The sequence below is a fragment of the Paenarthrobacter sp. NPDC090522 genome (genome assembly GCF_044769225.1).
Lineage (GTDB): Bacteria > Actinomycetota > Actinomycetes > Actinomycetales > Micrococcaceae > Arthrobacter.
This window is the reverse complement of sequence record NZ_JBIVXL010000009.1, coordinates 26,395-43,072: the sequence shown is the minus strand read 5'-3', so window position 1 is coordinate 43,072 and position 16,678 is coordinate 26,395. Positions and strand designations below refer to the sequence as shown.

The following is a 16,678-nucleotide window of genomic DNA, read 5'->3' as shown; positions in this document are numbered from 1 at the left end:
CCTCTAGATTCCTGTAAATCGCTTCACCATAAGGAGCACATCCATGGCGCTTATCGATGCCATCCACGCACGCGAGATCCTTGATTCCCGCGGTAACCCGACTGTAGAAGTTGAGGTCCTGCTCTCCGACGGCCAGATCGGCCGTGCAGCAGTTCCTTCCGGTGCCTCCACCGGTGAGCACGAGGCCGTTGAGCTCCGCGACGGCGACAAGGGCCGTTACCTCGGCAAGGGTGTCCAGAAGGCCGTAGACGCCGTCATCGACGAAATCTCCCCGGCCCTGATCGGCTTCGACGCCACGGACCAGCGCAGCATCGACCAGGCGATGATCGACCTCGACGGTACCCCGAACAAGGGCAAGCTGGGCGCCAACGCCATCCTCGGTGTCTCCCTCGCCGTTGCCAACGCTGCTGCCGCTTCGGCCGACCTGCCGCTCTACAAGTACCTCGGCGGCCCGAACGCCCACGTCCTTCCGGTTCCGTTGATGAACATCCTCAACGGTGGTTCGCACGCAGACTCCGACGTCGACATCCAGGAATTCATGATCGCCCCGATCGGTGCAGAGACCTTCTCCGAGGGCCTGCGCTGGGGTGTCGAGGTTTACCACAACCTCAAGGCTGTCCTCCAGGAGAAGGGCCTCTCCACCGGTCTGGGCGACGAAGGTGGCTTCGCTCCCAACCTGCCGTCCAACCGCGCTGCACTGGACCTGATCCAGGAAGCCATCAAGAACGCCGGCTACACCCCGGGCACGGACATCGCCCTGGCCTTGGACGTTGCTTCCTCCGAGTTCTACAAGGACGGCGCCTACCAGTTCGAAGGCAAGGCCCTCAGCGCTTCCGAGATGAGCGCCTACTACGCCGGACTCGTTGCCGACTACCCGCTGGTTTCCATCGAGGACCCGCTGGACGAGAACGACTGGGAAGGCTGGAAGACCCTCACCGACACGATCGGCGACAAGGTCCAGTTGGTTGGCGACGACCTCTTCGTCACCAACCCGGTCCGCCTGCAGCAGGGCATCGACGCTGCCACGGCCAACTCGCTCCTGGTCAAGGTGAACCAGATCGGTTCCCTGACCGAGACCCTGGACGCTGTTTCCCTGGCCCAGCGCTCGGGTTACACCACCATCACCTCGCACCGCTCCGGCGAGACCGAGGACACCACCATCGCCGACATCGCCGTTGCCACCAACGCCGGCCAGATCAAGACCGGTGCCCCGGCCCGCTCCGAGCGCGTTGCCAAGTACAACCAGCTCCTGCGCATCGAAGAGGAACTCGACGACGCCGCACGCTACGCCGGCCGCAGCGCTTTCCCGCGTTTCAAGGGCTAGCCTTCAGCGAAAACAGCTGACCGGTGGCTATGGTGGAAAGACCATAGCCACCGGTTCTGTTTAACGCTTGCCTGCTGAACCGCGGGCGCACCAGGACTTCGGTCACGTACCCAGGCGCAGGGCAAGCGCAGCAACCCGCCAGGCAAGCACCGGGCATTACAGGAGTGTCATGGCCACCCGTCGTCCCAAGGTACCCAAGGCTGATGCCCTCGGCAGGCCGTCAGGTCAGGCCACTTCAGGCAAAGGGCCGGGGAAGACCCCGGCTGCCCCGGAGCCCACGCGCCAGGGTTCTGCGGGCCAGGGGACTGCGCGCCAGGGTCCTGCGGGCCAGGGTGCTACGGCCCAGGGTCCTGCGGGCCAGGCAGGCGGCGACCTCATCGAGGCCGAGTTCGGCGCCACCCGCGCAAGCGCCGCAGGTGGTTCGAACGCCAAGCCCGCTCCCCGCGTTGAGGCCCACGGCCAGGCTGCCGGCCCCCGCAGGCCCGGTGCGCCCAGGACGCCCGTCCGTCCACGGGTTTCGACTGCCGGAAAACCGACGTCCACCGGCGCGGCAGCGGCCGCGACAAAAGCCCCGGCCACCGGATCCGGCGCCAAGGACAAGGCATCTCAAGGGACGCCGGCGAGCGATCCCGTACCGGCCAAGGCGTTCTCCGGCCGTGTTTTGGCGCTGGCCGTCGTGATGATTGCGATCACCATCATGCTGGCCCCGACGGTGAAGATTTTCCTGGAGAAGCGCTCCGAAATCTCGGCGCTGGAAGCCGAAATCGCCAGCAAGGAAGCCGAGCAGGCGGACCTCAACAAGCAGCTCTCCCGGTGGCAGGACCCCAACTATGTGAAGCAGCAGGCCCGCGACCGCATTAACATGGTTATGCCGGGTGAAACGGGTTACTGGGTATTTGGCGGGGATGAAGCCGCTGGAACCACTGGGGGCCGCACCGGCTCCGGATCATCTGCGAACCCGGCAAACCTGCCTTGGGTGGATGCACTTTGGGAGTCCATCAGACGATCGGCAACAGACTAGACGCGGTGCCCGCCGCCGTCGTGCCCTGACGGGAGGCGACCAAAAGGGCAGGAAGGTTGGCAGCGCAAGTGGAAGAGAACACGGCAGCAATGCCGCAGGAATCCCGCCAGCCATCAGCACATGACCTCGATGTCCTGAGCCGTCAGCTTGGCCGGCCCGTCCGTGACGTGGTGGAGATCCCCGCGCGTTGCGTGTGCGGCAACCCGCTGGTTGCGGCAACGGCACCGAGGCTCAGCAACGGAACACCGTTTCCCACCACGTTCTACCTCACGCATCCCGTGATCACCTCGGCTGTTTCCCGGCTGGAGGCAGGTGGCCTGATGAACCGGATGAACGATCGCCTGGTCGAGGACCAGGAATTGGCCGCCGCGTACCACGGTGCCCACGACGCCTACCTGCAGGCGCGCAACGGGATTGCCGAACGTTCCGGAACCGGAGCCGTTCCGGAAATCGCCGGCGTCTCTGCCGGCGGCATGCCCACCCGGGTCAAGTGCCTGCACGTGCTCGTGGGGCACTCGTTGGCCGCCGGTCCCGGGGTGAACCCCCTGGGCGACGAGGCGCTGGAGGCCATCTCCGAGTGGTGGACCAAGGACCGCTGCTATTGCGACGGCGCCTGGGACACCGCGGGGGAGACCCCATCGAGGGACCTCAGCCGCCACGGCCCGCAGGGCCTGCCGGACATCGTGGGCAGGCCTGCCCCGGTCCGGAAATCGAAGACCTCCCTTTCCACCCCGGAATCGACGGAAGAGCGTACATGAGCCGCGTTGCCGCCATTGACTGCGGAACCAATTCCATCCGCCTGCTGATCGCCGATGTGTCGGCTGACAGTGCGGCAGGTCCATTGACCGACGTCGTCCGGGAAATGCGCGTGGTGCGCCTGGGGCAGGGTGTGGACGCTACCGGCGAACTCGCACCGGAGGCCCTGGACCGCACGTTCGCCGCGGCCAAGGACTACGCTGCCCTCATCGGTGACCACGGAGCCGGATCTGTCCGGTTCGTTGCCACGTCCGCTACCCGCGATGCCCGCAACCGCCAGGTGTTCGTGGATGGCATCCGGGACCTGCTGGGGGTTGCCCCCGAAGTCATCTCGGGTAACGAGGAAGCTTCACTGTCATTTGCCGGAGCCAGCAGTGTCCTGCCCATCAAGGGCGACGACGCTGTCCTGGTGGCTGACCTGGGCGGCGGCAGTACAGAATTCGTCCTGGGCGACGCGAACGGAGTGATAGCCGCCCGTTCGGTGGATATCGGGTGCGTCCGGCTGACCGAGCGGCACCTCACGAGCGACCCGCCGACGGCGGCCCAGATCGCCGCTGCGGAGGCCGACGTCGACGCTGCCCTGGATCTCGCGGCACAAACGGTACCGCTTGGCCGCGCCACAGCCGTGGTTGGCGTGGCGGGTTCCATCACCACCATCACCGCGCACGCCCTTGGGCTGGCCGAATACCAGCCCAACAAGATCCACGGCGCATACCTGGACATTGAGACCATCAGCGATGCCGCCACCTGCCTGCTGGAAATGAGCAGGTCCGAGCGGGCTGCCCTGCCCTACATGCACCCCGGCCGGGTGGACGTCATCGGTGCAGGTGCGTTGGTGTGGCGCAGGATTCTGTGGCGCCTGGGCCAGGCCAGTGACGGCCGTATCCAGGGGGCTACCTCCAGCGAGCACGACATCCTTGATGGCATCGCGCTCAGTATCCGGGGAGTTGCATGACCATGCGGCACAGGCGGCTCCTTTCGGCCTCGTTGGCTGCCTTCCTGGCCGGAGGATCCCTGGTGGGGGGATTGGCCTCCGCTCCTTCAGCCATGGCAGATTCCTGGCGTGACAAGGAGCAGTGGCTCAAGGACTCAGGCATCACGAATGCCTGGCAGGTCTCCAAGGGCGCCGGTGTCAAAGTTGCCGTCATCGACAGCGGGGTCGACGGCAACCACCCGGACCTCAAGGGCGTGGTGACGGGCGGGGCCGATGCTTCCGGAGCCGGAGCCGCCAACGGCCAGAAGAGCATCGGGGCAAAGCCGGAGCACGGAACCCTGGTGGCCACCATGCTGGCCGGACGCGGCCACACGACGCCGACTGCCTCGCCCACCGCTTCTCCGCCTGCGACCCCTACGGTTCCGCCTGCAGGGGGACCGGATGGCATGGTGGGCGTAGCCCCCGAGGCTGACATCCTGTCCGTTTCCACGTGGCTTGGCTCGCCCAACCCGGGCGGCAAGACGGACCAGGAACAAATTCCCGTGGCCGTTCGCTGGGCAGTGGACAACGGCGCCAAGGTCATCAACATTTCCTTGGGCAGCACGTCTCCTGATTGGCCGCAAAGCTGGGATGCCGCGTTCCTGTACGCCGAGCAGAAGGACGTGGTGATCGTCGCAGCCGCGGGCAACCGCGTGGGCGGCAACGTCCAGGTGGGTGCACCGGCCACCATTCCCGGTGTCCTCACCGTGGCCGGCCTCGACAGTGACGGAAAGGCCAGTGTCGACTCCTCGTCGCAGGGCATCAGCATTGGCGTAGCGGCTCCCGCTGAAGACCTCGTAGGTGGCGTTCCGGGTGGTGGGTACGCCGAATGGGCCGGCACCTCGGGCGCTGCCCCGATCGTGTCCGGCGTGGCCGCATTGATCCGCTCCAAGTGGCCGGACATGAGCGCCAAGCAGGTAGTCAACAGGATCGTCAGCACGGCCAAGGATGCCGGCGCCCCAGGCAAGGACCCCATTTACGGTTACGGAATCCTGGACGCCGAGGCTGCGTTGAAGGGCGACGTGCCCACCACCTCCGTGAACCCCCTGGGCTCCATCGCGGACTGGATCCGCGTGCACCGCCGTGGCGACTTCAGCACACCTTCGCAAGCCCCGGTGGCCAGCCCGACGAGTGCGCCTCCAACGCTGGCCGACCCCACCGTTCCTTCGGCGAAGACGCCGGCGGGCGTCGACGACGCCCTGCCTGCCGCCGTCGTGCTTGGTTTCGGTGGCCTTTTCGCCGCCATTATTACGGGCGCAGCGCTGCAGTTGCGGCGTGCTTACAAAAACCCGCCGACGGTGCCGGAAGAGGCCGAAACGGGGGCCGTGGAAGTGGTGGATCCACCCGCGAAGAAGTAGCTAGTGAAGATTTTCACAAAGTGCTGTACTCTGGATTCATGGCAACCACCCCAGAGCTCATTGACCGTCCGCGCGTTCTTGTCGTCGGCGGCGGCTACGTCGGCCTGTACGTAGCCCTCAAACTGCAGAAGAAGATCGCGAACGCAGGTGGCATCGTCACCGTCGTGGATCCACTGCCCTACATGACTTACCAGCCGTTCCTCCCCGAGGTGGCCGGTGGCAACATCGAGGCCCGCCACGCTGTGGTCTCCCACCGCCAGCACCTGAAGCAGACCGAGCTCATCCAGGGCCGCGTCACCGGCATTGACCACGCCAACCGCACTGCGGTGGTGGCCCCCTCCGACGGCGGCGAGCCGTTCGAGATCCCGTACTTCGACGTCGTGATCGCCGCGGGCGCCATTACCCGTACGTTCCCCATCAAGGGCCTCGCGGACAAGGGCATCGGCCTGAAGACCATCGAGGAAGCTGTTGCACTGCGCAACAGGGTCCTGGAGCGCATCGAAGCAGCGTCCACCATGACCGATCCCGCAGAGCGTGCCAAGGCCCTCACCTTCGTGGTTGTCGGTGGCGGTTTTGCCGGCATCGAGTGCCTCACCGAAATGGAAGACCTCGCCCGCGCTGCCGTCAGCAACAACCCGCGCGTCCGCCAGGAAGAAGTCCGTTTCATCCTGGTCGAGGCCATGGGCCGCATCATGCCCGAGGTCACCGCACCCCAGGCCGAGTGGGTTGTGGAGCACCTCCGCAGCCGCGGCATCGAGGTCCTGCTCAACACCTCCCTGGACAGCGCCGAGGGCAACCTCAAGCTCATCAACCTGCCGGACAAGACCTCCGCAGGCGAAGTTGAAGCTGACACCCTGGTCTGGGCTGCCGGCGTGCAGGCCAACCCGATGATCCGCTCCACCGACTTCCCGCTGGAACCGCGTGGCCGCGTCCGCGTTCTGCCGGACCTGCGCATCGCGGGCGACGAAGGCATCATCGAAAACGCCTGGGCTGCCGGCGACATCGCAGCTGTCCCGGACCTCACGGGCAAGGGCCTGCCGGACGGCACCTGCGTGCCGAACGCACAGCACGCGCTTCGCCAGGCCAAGAAGCTCGCCAAGAACCTCTGGGCTTCCCGCTGGGACAAGCCGCTCCACGACTACAAGCACAAGAACCTTGGTGCTGTAGCCGGCTTCGGCGAGTGGAAGGGCGTTGCCAACATCAACCTCCTGGGCCGCATCGGCCTCAAGGGCGGTCTCGCCTGGCTGGCACACCGTGGCTACCACGGCATGGCCATGCCCACGGTTGAGCGCAAGTTCCGCGTGATCTTCGGTTGGATCCTGTCCTTCTTCGCAGGCCGCGACACCACGCAGCTGATCGACCTGGACAACCCGCGCGGTGCTTTCGTGGCCGCAGCGACCCCGGCTCCCAAGCCTGCCGCTGCTCCCACACCGGCCCCGGCTGCTGAAAAGCCCGCCGAGGAAAAGACTCCGGTCACGGCTGACGCCAAGTAGTACCACGCCCGACGGCGGCTGCTCCCCAGGGGAGTGGCCGCCGTCGCGCATTTAACCGGGACGCCGCCCCTAGACTGTTCCCATGGCTGGCGAAACCGACCTCCAAACACTTCTTGGTTCCATGCACCCCGTGATGCGGGACGGAGACTATGTCTACGCTCTTTGGCCGCACGGAAGACCCCTGGAGGGTGACGTGGAGGCCGCCGTCCGCGAGGCCGAGGGCCTGACGGTGGTCCTTCGCCGCGCTGAGGCTGAGAGGTTGGGGCTCAGCTACGATTTCGTGGCGGCCTGGATTACCCTCCAGATCCATTCGGCGCTTGAAGCCGTGGGCTTGACGGCCGCGGTCAGCGCCGCCCTGACGCATGCGGGGATCAGCTGCAATGTCCTGGCCGGTTTCCACCATGACCACTTGCTGGTGCCTGCCACCGATGCGGGCAGGGCCATGGAGGTCCTTCACTTGCTTGGCCGCGGCATTGTGCTGCGGAGTGAGCAGCCCGAGGACCGGCCGGCCATCCTGGCGCTGACCGCGCAGGCGTTCTCGGTCTCGCCGGTGACGGGCGAGCCGGTTGAAGGGGTGCCGGTGGAGGTCGGCCTGCTCCGTGAATTGTTCGACTGCGAAGAGTACGTTCCTGATCTCAGCATCGTGGCGGAGATCGGCGGTGACATTGTGGGGCATGTGATCAGTACCCGAGGCTCGGTGGGCGGCCTGGTGCTGGTAGGCCTCGGCCCGATCGGGGTAGCTCCAACCCTGCAGCGCCGGGGGATAGGCTCGGCCCTCATGCGCGAAACCGCGGTTCGCGCGGCTGCCGCCGGGATCCCGGGGATCGCGCTCCTGGGCAGTCCGGCCTACTATCCGCGGTTCGGCTATGTACCGGCGGCCTCGTTGGGCGTCGAACCGCCGGTTGCCGCCTGGGGAGACCATTTCCAGCTTCTTCGGCTGCCGGGATGGCCCGACGGCGTCACGGGCACCTTCCGCTATGCGGCGCCGTTCGATCGTCTCTAGCTGGGATACCATGGTCCGGGCGCCCCAGTAGCCCAATTGGCAGAGGCATCAGACTTAAAATCTGCGTGTTGTGGGTTCGAGTCCCACCTGGGGCACTGCAAGGAAGGGGGGGGAATATCCTCCCCTTCCTTTTTTTCGTGTGCCTCTCAGAGAATTTTCCCAGTCGGCTCGTAGATTCCCCACAGGCAACGAGTGTTATAGGGATGTGACCTGAATCACTTATCTTCACGGATCAATTGCACTAGTTTGAGCAGTAATCAGGAATACCTGAGCAATCGCATCAAAGGCAGTTCGCACCTTTCGATCGAGGAGATTACGCATGTTTGATCTTTCCCAAGCGGCGCCCAGGGCCGCCAAGCTAACCGCGCTTGGCATTGGGGTCGCTCTTCTCGCCACGGCCTGTGGCGGGTCTTCCACGCCGAGCCAGACCGGCTCCGGTTCCAGTTCCGCAGCCTCGGCAGGGATATCCTGCCCGGCTCCCAGTGCAGGTGCAGGGGCCGGCAACAGCCAGGCCGCTACCAACACGGGACCCGTGCCTCCTTCGACCACCACCACGTCCACGCCACTGAAGCTTGGTTCGCTCCTGCCGACAACGGGGTCGCTGGCGTTCCTCGGCCCACCTGAAATTGCCGGCGTCAACCTTGGCATCAAGGAAGTCAACGACGCCGGTGGTGTCCTGGGTGCTCCCGTTTCCGTGATCCACCGCGACTCCGGTGACACCAAGACGGACATCGCAACGCAGTCCACCACGGCCTTGCTCGGCCAGGGTGTCAGCGCCATCATCGGTGCGGCTTCGTCAGGCGTTTCCAAGACGGTCATCAACCAGATCACGGGTGCCGGGGTTATCCAGTTCTCGCCTGCGAACACGTCGCCTGACTTCACCACCTGGGACGACAAGGGCCTGTATTGGCGTACTGCACCCTCGGACGTCCTCCAGGGCAAGGTGCTCGGTAACTACATGGCCACGTGTGGCGCCCAGACCGTTGGCATGATCGTGCTTAACGACGCTTACGGCACCGGCCTGCAGAAGAACGTGAAGGAAGCCTTCGAGGCAGCAGGCGGCAAGGTTGTTGCCGAGGAACTCTTCAACGAAGGTGACTCGCAGTTCAGCAGCCAGGTGGACAAAGTTCTTGCCGCCAAGCCGGACGCCATCGCACTGATCACGTTCGACCAGGCCAAGAGCATCGTCCCGCTGATCACCGGCAAGGGCATCAAGCCGACGCAGCTTTTCATGGTTGACGGCAACACTTCCGATTACAGCAAGGACTTCCAGCCCGGCACCCTGAAGGGCGCACAGGGAACCATTCCCGGTACGTTCGCCAAGGATGCCTTCAAGCAGAAGCTCCTGGCCATCGATCCCGCCCTGAAGGATTACAGCTACGCAGGTGAGTCCTACGACGCCGTGAACCTGATCGCTCTGGCAGCTGAGGCCGCCAAGAGCACCAAGGGCACGGACATCGCGGCCAAGCTGAAGGAAGTCTCCGAAGGCGGCGAGAAGTGCACCAGCTTCGCGGCCTGTGTGACGCTCCTCCGCGAAGGCAAGGACATCGACTACGACGGCCAGTCCGGCCCCGTAACGTTCTCCGACGCCGGTGACCCCACCGAGGCGTACATCGGTATCTACGAGTACCAGGATGACAACACCTACAAGCCGGTTCGCGAAGAGTTCGGCAAGCTGTAAGCCACACTCCTTCCACCGACCCGAACAGGTCCCCTTCCAGCAGGAAGGGGACCTGTTCTGCGTCCGGATCTCCCGAAGCCCGTGTTGCGGGGCCTGCACTGCGGGCTGTGGGCGGAGTTTGGGGCGCACTGCGGGCCTTGCAGTGCGGCTCGTGTGCGGCCACGACCCACTTTGAAGGTGCAGCCCGCCATTGGGCATCCCTATCCCGGCGTGTCGAGCCTCAGCGGCCGCAAAGCAGGTCGTGACGGTACATGGGCCGCCGGGTGGCATGCTGGTGGGGTGACTGATGGGATCAGCGAAAGACAACACGGCCTGCTTGTCTCGTGGTTGGGTAGCTTCACTGTGGTCACAGACCATTCGTGGCCCTTGCAGGACACCACGGTGCTCCGTGTGGAAACCCCGGATGGCTGCCAATATATCGTCAAGGCCAGTCAGACAAGCCACCATATCCGCCGTGAAATCGCCGCCTATTCGCGGGGAATGCCGGCCCTCGAAGGACTTGTTCCCACGTTGGCCCACGCGGTTCCCGAGGCTGGCCTTCTGGTTACGAGATACCTGCCTGGTGCACTGGTTGCCGGCAGCATTGCGGAAGTCACCCCGGATACATATCGCCAGGCGGGAGAACTCTTGGCGCGACTCCATCGCCCCGCCGGGACGTCGGCAAGCTACATGCGGTCGCTGCGTGCCAGGACCAAGTCTGTGCTGGAAAAGGCCGGGGGACTGCTTCCCGAAGACACGGTGCGCCGCCTGTCCGAGGTGGTGGCCGCCGTCGAACTTTCGCCTGTGGAGCTGGTAACAACCCACGGTGACTACCAGCCGTGGAACTGGTTGCATGACTGCGGGCGGGTGAAAGTCATCGACTTTGGCCGCGCGGACCTTCGCCCATGGGTCCATGACCTGGTTCGGCTGAGTCATCAACAGTTCCTGACGCACCCCGAACTCGCGCCGGCCTTCCACGAAGGGTACGGAAGGGTTGTTGCAACGGATCTCGATCGACGGTTGTGGACACTCGAAAACGTGGACCAAGCCGTTGGAACAGTCGTTTGGGCCCACCGCGTGGGAGACGGATCGTTTGAGCAGCAGGGGATCGCCATGGTCGAAAGGTTGCTGGTCCGAAACCATGCCCTGGATTAACGAGGGCACGGCCCCTTCCACGCGGAAAGGGCCTCTTTCTTTGGTGTTGTGAGGCCTGCTCTGCGGGCTGTGGGCGGAGTTTGGGGCGCAGGGCGGGCTCCGCAGCGCGGCTCGTGTGCGGTCACGACCCACTTTGCCGGCACCGCCAGCCCTTGGGCATCCCTATCTCGGCGTGTCGCGTCTCAACGTCCCCAAAGCAGGTCGTGACGGCACGCGAGCCGCCGGGTGTGCCCCGCCACCAAGAGCGAAAGGTTCGACGACGGCGCGCGCGTGAGTGCCGACGTCGTGCGTCTGCGTTTATGGGAGATGGGCGGGCGGCCACGACCCACTTTGGGCATCGCCCAGGCGGACACGCCGGTGTTCCGGAGCCCTAAGGGACTGTGCGTCCGCAAAGTAGGTCGTGACGGTCCGCACCCCCGAGGCAGATGCCCGTTGTGGGGCCCGCCCTGCGTTCTATTCGAGGAGTATGGGCGCAGAGCGGGCCTCGCCAGCGGGCAAAGAGCAGGCCCCGGGTCAGATGCCTGAACCGGGGCCCACGTGGTGTTGGCGAGCTCCTAGACCTCGTCGGCCAGGGTGCCCAGGTAGAGCTGGATGACCTTGGGATCCTTCATGAGTTCGCGGCCCGTGCCGGTGTAGGCGTCGCGGCCTTGGTCCAACACGTATCCGCGGTCGCAGATTTGCAGGCAGCGCCGGGCGTTCTGTTCAACCATGATCACCGAAACACCGGCGCGGTTGATCTCGTGGACACGGAGGAACGTCTCGTCCTGCTTGACGGGGGAGAGGCCTGCAGACGGTTCATCGAGAAGCAGCACCGCGGGATCCATCATGAGCGCCCGTCCCATGGCAACCATTTGGCGTTCGCCGCCGGACAGAGAGCCCGCCCGCTGTGCACGCCGCTTGCCGAGCTCAGGGAAGAGTCCTGTGACAAAGTCGAAGCGCTCGGCGAAGACCTTGGGCCGCTGGAACAGGCCCATCTGGAGGTTTTCCTCGATGGTCAGCGTGGCAAAGACGTTGTTGGTCTGGGGGACGAAGCCAACACCCTGGGTGACAAGCTTATTGGCCTTCAGCCCCGTGAGGTCCTGGCCACGCACCACCACGGTGCCGGAGTGGACCTTCACCAAACCGAACATGGCCTTCAGGAGCGTGGACTTGCCGGCGCCGTTGGGGCCAATGATGCCGATCAGCTCACCCTTGCGGGCCTCGATGCTGCAGCCGTTGAGGATGTTGACGCCCGGCAGGTACCCGGCCACGAGGTCGGTGACTTTGACGACGGCGTCTTCCGTGGGATTGCCTGCGGGGGCGGGGATTGCGCTGGTGGCGCTCATTTCTCGTCCTCCTTGGTTTCGGTCACGCCGGTTGCGGTTGTTTCGGTGGACAGCATGCCGGCGTCTTCGGTGCCGACCACCGACTCCTCATCGGCGACGAGTTCGGCTTCCAGCTCCCGGATGCCCTGGGCGTCGCCCAGGTCCACGTCGTGGTGGGCGCCCAGATAGGCGTCGATCACGGCAGGGTTCTTCATGACTTCGCCCGGAGGACCCTCGGCTACAACCTTTCCTTCGGCCATGACCACCACCCAATCGGCAATGTGCCGGACCATGTTCATGTCGTGCTCGACGAAGAGGACGGTCATCCCTTCGGCCTTGAGGTTCTTGATGTGGTCCAGCAGGGACTGGGTCAGGGCTGGGTTGACGCCGGCCATGGGCTCGTCGAGCATCACCAGTTTGGGACGGACCATGAGGGAGCGTGCCATTTCCAGCAGCTTCCGCTGGCCACCGGACAGGGAAGCCGCGTAGTCGTCCTTCTTGGCATCGAGCTTGAACTTCTCCAGCAGGACGTTGGCCTGGGCGGTGATCTCCTTTTCCCTGCCACCCCAGATCCCCTTGAAGAGGGCCTTGGACAGGCGCTCGCCGGGCTGGTCGGAGGCACCGAGGCGCATGTTCTCCATGACGGTCAGCTTGCCCATCACCTTGGTGAGCTGGAAGGTGCGGACCATGCCCATGCGGGCCACTTTGTAGGAGGAGACCCCGGCGAGGCTGTTGCCTTCGAACTGCCACTTGCCGGAGTTCGGAGTGTCGAATCCCGTGAGCAGGTTGAAGAGTGTGGTTTTGCCGGCGCCGTTGGGCCCGATCAAAGCGGTGATCTTGTGGCGGGGGATTTCGAGGTACTCGACGTCCACGGCGTTGATGCCGCCAAACGAGCGCGTCACGTTCTCTGCCACCACGATGGGATCGCGCTTCTTGCAGCCGGGGGTATTCTCCCCGACAGCGATGGGCCGCGAGTCTGTCATGTAATCGATGTTTTCGGTCGGCTGACCGTTGCTTTCACTCATGCGAATGCAAGCTCCTTCTTATTGCCGAAGACGCCTTGCGGGCGGAAGATCATCAGGAGCATCAGGGCCACGCCCACCAGGATGTAGCGCAGCTGGCCGGCTTGGACCGTGGTAAGCCAGGTGACTGCTCCGGATTCGATGAGCCCGTACAGCAGGCTCTGGGTCAGGGACAGCACCACCCAGAAGATCATGGCACCGATGACGGGTCCCAAAACGGTGGCCATACCGCCCAGGAGGAGGCAGGTCCAGAGGAAGAACGTCAGCTCGGTGCCATAGTTGGACGGTTGGACTGCGCCGCGGGGGAGCGTGAAGATCATGCCGGCGAGGGCGCCGAGTACACCGCCGATCACCAGGGCCTGCATCTTGTAGGAATAGACGTTCTTGCCGAGGGAACGCACCGCGTTCTCGTCTTCGCGGATACCCTTCAGGACGCGTCCCCACGGGCTGCGCATGAGCAGCCACACCAGGAGGCAGCAGACGATGACCAGTCCCCACCCAACCACGCGGATGAAGAAATCCCTGTTGTTCATGCCCATGTAGGACCCCTCGGGGAAGGGGTTCATGGAGTAGAAGCCACCTTCGAAGGCCGCGAGTCCGTTGGCCGAACCCGTAACGCTCGTCAGTTGGTTGGTGGTCACGACATACCGCACGATTTCAGCCGCGGCGATGGTGACGATGGCCAGGTAGTCCGCTCGAAGCCGAAGGGTGGGAATGCCGAGGATGAAGGCGAAGATTACCGAACACAAGACGGCGATGAGCAGGCCGATGAAGAACGGCGTTTTGAAGGTCAGCGTCGAGATCGCGAAGCCGTAGGCTCCCACAGCCATGAAGCCGGCCTGGCCGAAGTTCAGCAGGCCGGAGTAGCCGAAGTGGACGGCGAGGCCCAAAGCGGCAAGGGCGTAGGCCGCCGTAGTTGGACTGAACAACTCACCGGCGGCGCTGGAGAAGATAAATCCGAAATCCATGGCCCGCTCCTAACCCACACGCTCACGCCGGCCGAGGATGCCCTGCGGTCGGAACAGAAGGACAACAATCATGATGAACAAAGCGCCGACGTACTTCAGGTCGGCCGGCAGCCCGAACACGGTGGTCAGTTCCACAAAGATGCCAACGACGATCGAACCGATCAGCGCACCGAAGACGGTCCCCAGGCCACCCAGCGTCACGCCGGCGAAGATGAGGAGCAGGATCTGCGAACCCATATCGAACGTGACTCCGGGACGGTAGTAGGCCCACAGGATGCCACCGAGGGAGGCAAGCACGCCGCCGACGATCCAGACGATCCGGATCACCGAGTCCACGTCGATGCCCGAGGCTGCCGCGAGGGCTGGGTTGTCCGCCACTGCACGGGTGGCTTTGCCCAGGCGCGTTTTGAGCAAAACGATGCCGATCAGGGCGATGACGACGGCACTGATCACCAGGGACCACAGGTTGTTGGGCGAGATGGAAATGGGGCCGAGTTGGATTTCTGCGCTCTGCGCGCCTGGCAGTTGCTGGGTGGCTCCACCGAAGTAGAACTGGATCACATAGCGGATGGCCAGTGCCAAGCCGATGCTGACGATCATCATGGGAACCAGGCCGGTGCCGCGGCGGCGCAGCGGACGCCAAAGGCCGGCATCCTGGGCGTAGCCGAAGAGGCCGCCGCCCACCAGGGCCAGCAGTATCGCGAGCCAGAACGGGAACCCGAATCCATTGAAGAGGAACACCAGGACGGCGCCGAGCGTGACCATCTCGCCGTGGGCAAAGTTGGTCAGGCCCGTGGTTCCGAAAATGAGCGACAAACCAACGGACGCCAGGGCCAACAGGAGGCCGAAGCTGAGGCCTGCAACCAGGCGGTTGAGGAGATTCTGACCGAAATCCTGTTGCTGGACCACGATGCCCTTGCCGAAGGCGAAGATCACGGACAGGTTGGATGTTTGGCTGAACGTGACATTGCGGGGATTTTCCTGGCCGTCGGCCAGTTTGATGCCGTCCGGCAGGGTGGAGGTATCGAGTTCGATCTTGTAAGTGCCTTGGACCGGGACTCCGATGTTCCATGCACCGTTGGTGCCGGAGGTCGCCTCGCCTTCGAATCCGTTTCCTGAGGCTTTGATCTTGACGCCGGCTATGGGCGCCCGAGCGTCGTCGCGGAGGAATCCGCTGATGCTGTTCTGGAAATTGGTGGCTGATGGCGAAGGCGAGGGGGTGGTTGCCTCCGCCGCGGGAGCGGCGATCAACAGAGTGGCGATGAGGGCCGCGAAGAACGCCCCCATTGCTCTCCGTAGTCCCTTGGACCGTCTGATGGACGGGTCGCGCAGTGTGCTTCTCAAAATGGAAACCTCCACAGTGGGGGTGGTCCCGGCTGCGCCATTGCAACCGGTGCGAACGGACACGGGGCTTGGCACATTTCCTGCCTGCGTCTCAAAATGTGACCCAAGTCACCCATGCTGTGGCTATGTTACCGCTCAGTGCGGCCAAAAAATGCAGGGCCAAGGGGTCCAAAGGTCGCGATCAGGTAACAAAAGTGACGCAGGAGGCAACTGCCCTCCACTCTTCCAGCGCCGTGTCACGGTTGGGTTTCTTCTGGATGAACAAGGGAACTTTCCCTGCCGCGCGTGCGTGGTAATTGGTACCGTGAATTATCACTCAGCCCTTTTTCAGGAGGACACCCGCAATGGCACTTGGCGGAAACCCGATCTTCAACGGAAAGAATTTCCGTGGAGCCAAACAGGCACCGTCTGTACCGCAAAATCCGTATGGCAACCCCTACGGCCAGCAGTTTAACCAGGTACCCGGACGTGCCCCCAGCCAGGTCATGGATGGCCAGGCAGCATGGTCTGCCCAGCAGCAGAGCATGACCAACGAACAACTGCAGCAGATGTACAACCAGCCTGCCGCAGGTCCGGCCGATACCGGCCGCATGACGTACGACGACGTCATCATGAAGACCGTCATGTGCCTCGTCGTCCTGGTCCTGGGCGCTGGCGTCACCTTGTTTGTCGCCCCGACGTTGGCTACAACGCTCATGATCGTGGGCGCGTTGGGTGGCTTCGTGCTCGCCCTCGTGAACACCTTCAAGAAGCAGCCCTCACCTGCGCTGATCCTTGCGTACGCAGGACTTGAAGGCCTGTTCCTTGGTGGCCTTACCCGCATCCTTGACGGAATGTTCCCCGGCGTCGGCCTCCAGGCAGTCATCGGTACCCTGGCAGTCTTCGGCGTCACGCTCCTGCTCTTCAAGAGCGGCAAGGTCCGTGCCACGCCCAAGATGATCCGCTTCTTCATGATCGCCACCATCGGTTACGCAGTGTTCGCGCTGATCAACCTGGTGATGATGTGGACCGGTGCCGTGCAGGAGCCCTTCGGCCTGCGCACCAGCATCACCATTGCCGGCATCCCGCTGGGCGTTTTCATCGGCATCCTCGCGATCGGCCTCGCTGCCTTCTCCTTGATCATGGACTTCACCAGCATCGAGGAAGGCGTCCGCGCCGGCGCTCCGGAACGCTATTCCTGGGTTGCCGCCTTCGGCCTGACAGTCACTCTGGTTTGGCTCTACGTTGAAATCATCCGCCTCCTCGCCATATTGCGCGGCGACGACTAAAAGACGACCAAGCGAGCCATGCGGAAAAT

Annotated in this window: 14 protein-coding genes and 1 tRNA gene; 11 read left to right on the top strand and 4 right to left on the bottom strand. The window is 64.2% G+C overall.

Annotated elements, in window-relative coordinates; genetic code table 11:
• Nucleotides 1-43: 43 nt before the first annotated feature.
• The 10 genes from eno to ACIQT2_RS13105 all read left to right on the top strand — a co-directional run bounded on the left by eno (nt 44) and on the right by ACIQT2_RS13105 (nt 10,743).
• A complete protein-coding gene (gene eno, locus ACIQT2_RS13150) occupies nt 44-1,324 on the top strand; it encodes a phosphopyruvate hydratase (RefSeq protein ID WP_387433287.1) in 1,281 nt (426 codons plus the stop codon).
• A gap of 169 nt (nt 1,325-1,493) precedes the next feature.
• A complete protein-coding gene (locus tag ACIQT2_RS13145) occupies nt 1,494-2,345 on the top strand; it encodes a septum formation initiator family protein (RefSeq protein WP_402947004.1) in 852 nt (283 codons plus the stop codon).
• Nucleotides 2,346-2,413: 68 nt separating this feature from the next.
• A complete protein-coding gene (locus tag ACIQT2_RS13140) occupies nt 2,414-3,103 on the top strand; it encodes a DUF501 domain-containing protein (protein ID WP_402947001.1) in 690 nt (229 codons plus the stop codon).
• Nucleotides 3,100-4,056, top strand: a complete 957-nt coding sequence (locus ACIQT2_RS13135) for an exopolyphosphatase (RefSeq protein ID WP_402946998.1) — start codon at nt 3,100-3,102, stop codon at nt 4,054-4,056. Before ACIQT2_RS13140 ends, ACIQT2_RS13135 begins: the two co-directional genes overlap by 4 nt.
• On the top strand, nt 4,053-5,432 hold the full coding sequence (locus ACIQT2_RS13130) for a S8 family serine peptidase (RefSeq protein WP_402946995.1): 1,380 nt from the start codon (nt 4,053-4,055) through the stop codon (nt 5,430-5,432). The genes ACIQT2_RS13135 and ACIQT2_RS13130 overlap by 4 nt, the downstream gene beginning before the upstream one ends.
• Nucleotides 5,433-5,470: 38 nt before the next feature.
• Nucleotides 5,471-6,925, top strand: coding sequence for an NAD(P)/FAD-dependent oxidoreductase (locus tag ACIQT2_RS13125; RefSeq protein WP_402946994.1), 1,455 nt, complete (start codon nt 5,471-5,473; stop codon nt 6,923-6,925).
• 82 nt (nt 6,926-7,007) lie between these two features.
• Entirely contained in the window at nt 7,008-7,928 is a 921-nt protein-coding gene (locus tag ACIQT2_RS13120; RefSeq protein WP_402946992.1) for an N-acetyltransferase, read from the top strand.
• Nucleotides 7,929-7,949: 21 nt separating this feature from the next.
• Nucleotides 7,950-8,023, top strand: a tRNA-Leu gene (locus tag ACIQT2_RS13115).
• A 224-nt stretch (nt 8,024-8,247) separates the two neighbouring features.
• Nucleotides 8,248-9,609, top strand: a complete 1,362-nt coding sequence (locus tag ACIQT2_RS13110) for an ABC transporter substrate-binding protein (protein ID WP_400330759.1) — start codon at nt 8,248-8,250, stop codon at nt 9,607-9,609.
• 279 nt (nt 9,610-9,888) lie between these two features.
• Entirely contained in the window at nt 9,889-10,743 is an 855-nt protein-coding gene (locus ACIQT2_RS13105) for a phosphotransferase (protein ID WP_402946989.1), read from the top strand.
• A 554-nt stretch (nt 10,744-11,297) separates the two neighbouring features.
• Here ACIQT2_RS13105 and ACIQT2_RS13100 read toward each other — a convergent pair.
• Genes ACIQT2_RS13100 through ACIQT2_RS13085 form a run of 4 tightly spaced genes read right to left on the bottom strand, consistent with a single transcriptional unit; the run spans nt 11,298 to nt 15,324 of the window.
• Nucleotides 11,298-12,068, bottom strand: a complete 771-nt coding sequence (locus ACIQT2_RS13100; RefSeq protein ID WP_402946986.1) for an ABC transporter ATP-binding protein — start codon at nt 12,066-12,068, stop codon at nt 11,298-11,300.
• On the bottom strand, nt 12,065-13,072 hold the full coding sequence (locus ACIQT2_RS13095) for an ABC transporter ATP-binding protein (protein WP_402946983.1): 1,008 nt from the start codon (nt 13,070-13,072) through the stop codon (nt 12,065-12,067). Before ACIQT2_RS13095 ends, ACIQT2_RS13100 begins: the two co-directional genes overlap by 4 nt.
• A complete protein-coding gene (locus ACIQT2_RS13090; RefSeq protein WP_400330768.1) occupies nt 13,069-14,037 on the bottom strand; it encodes a branched-chain amino acid ABC transporter permease in 969 nt (322 codons plus the stop codon). The genes ACIQT2_RS13095 and ACIQT2_RS13090 overlap by 4 nt, the downstream gene beginning before the upstream one ends.
• A gap of 9 nt (nt 14,038-14,046) precedes the next feature.
• Nucleotides 14,047-15,324: a branched-chain amino acid ABC transporter permease gene (locus ACIQT2_RS13085; protein WP_400270488.1), complete on the bottom strand. Its 1,278-nt coding sequence runs from the start codon at nt 15,322-15,324 to the stop codon at nt 14,047-14,049.
• Between the two features lie 401 nt (nt 15,325-15,725).
• Here ACIQT2_RS13085 and ACIQT2_RS13080 point away from each other — a divergent pair, with 401 nt between their 5' ends.
• Entirely contained in the window at nt 15,726-16,649 is a 924-nt protein-coding gene (locus tag ACIQT2_RS13080; RefSeq protein WP_397324718.1) for a Bax inhibitor-1/YccA family protein, read from the top strand.
• Nucleotides 16,650-16,678 lie beyond the last annotated feature (29 nt).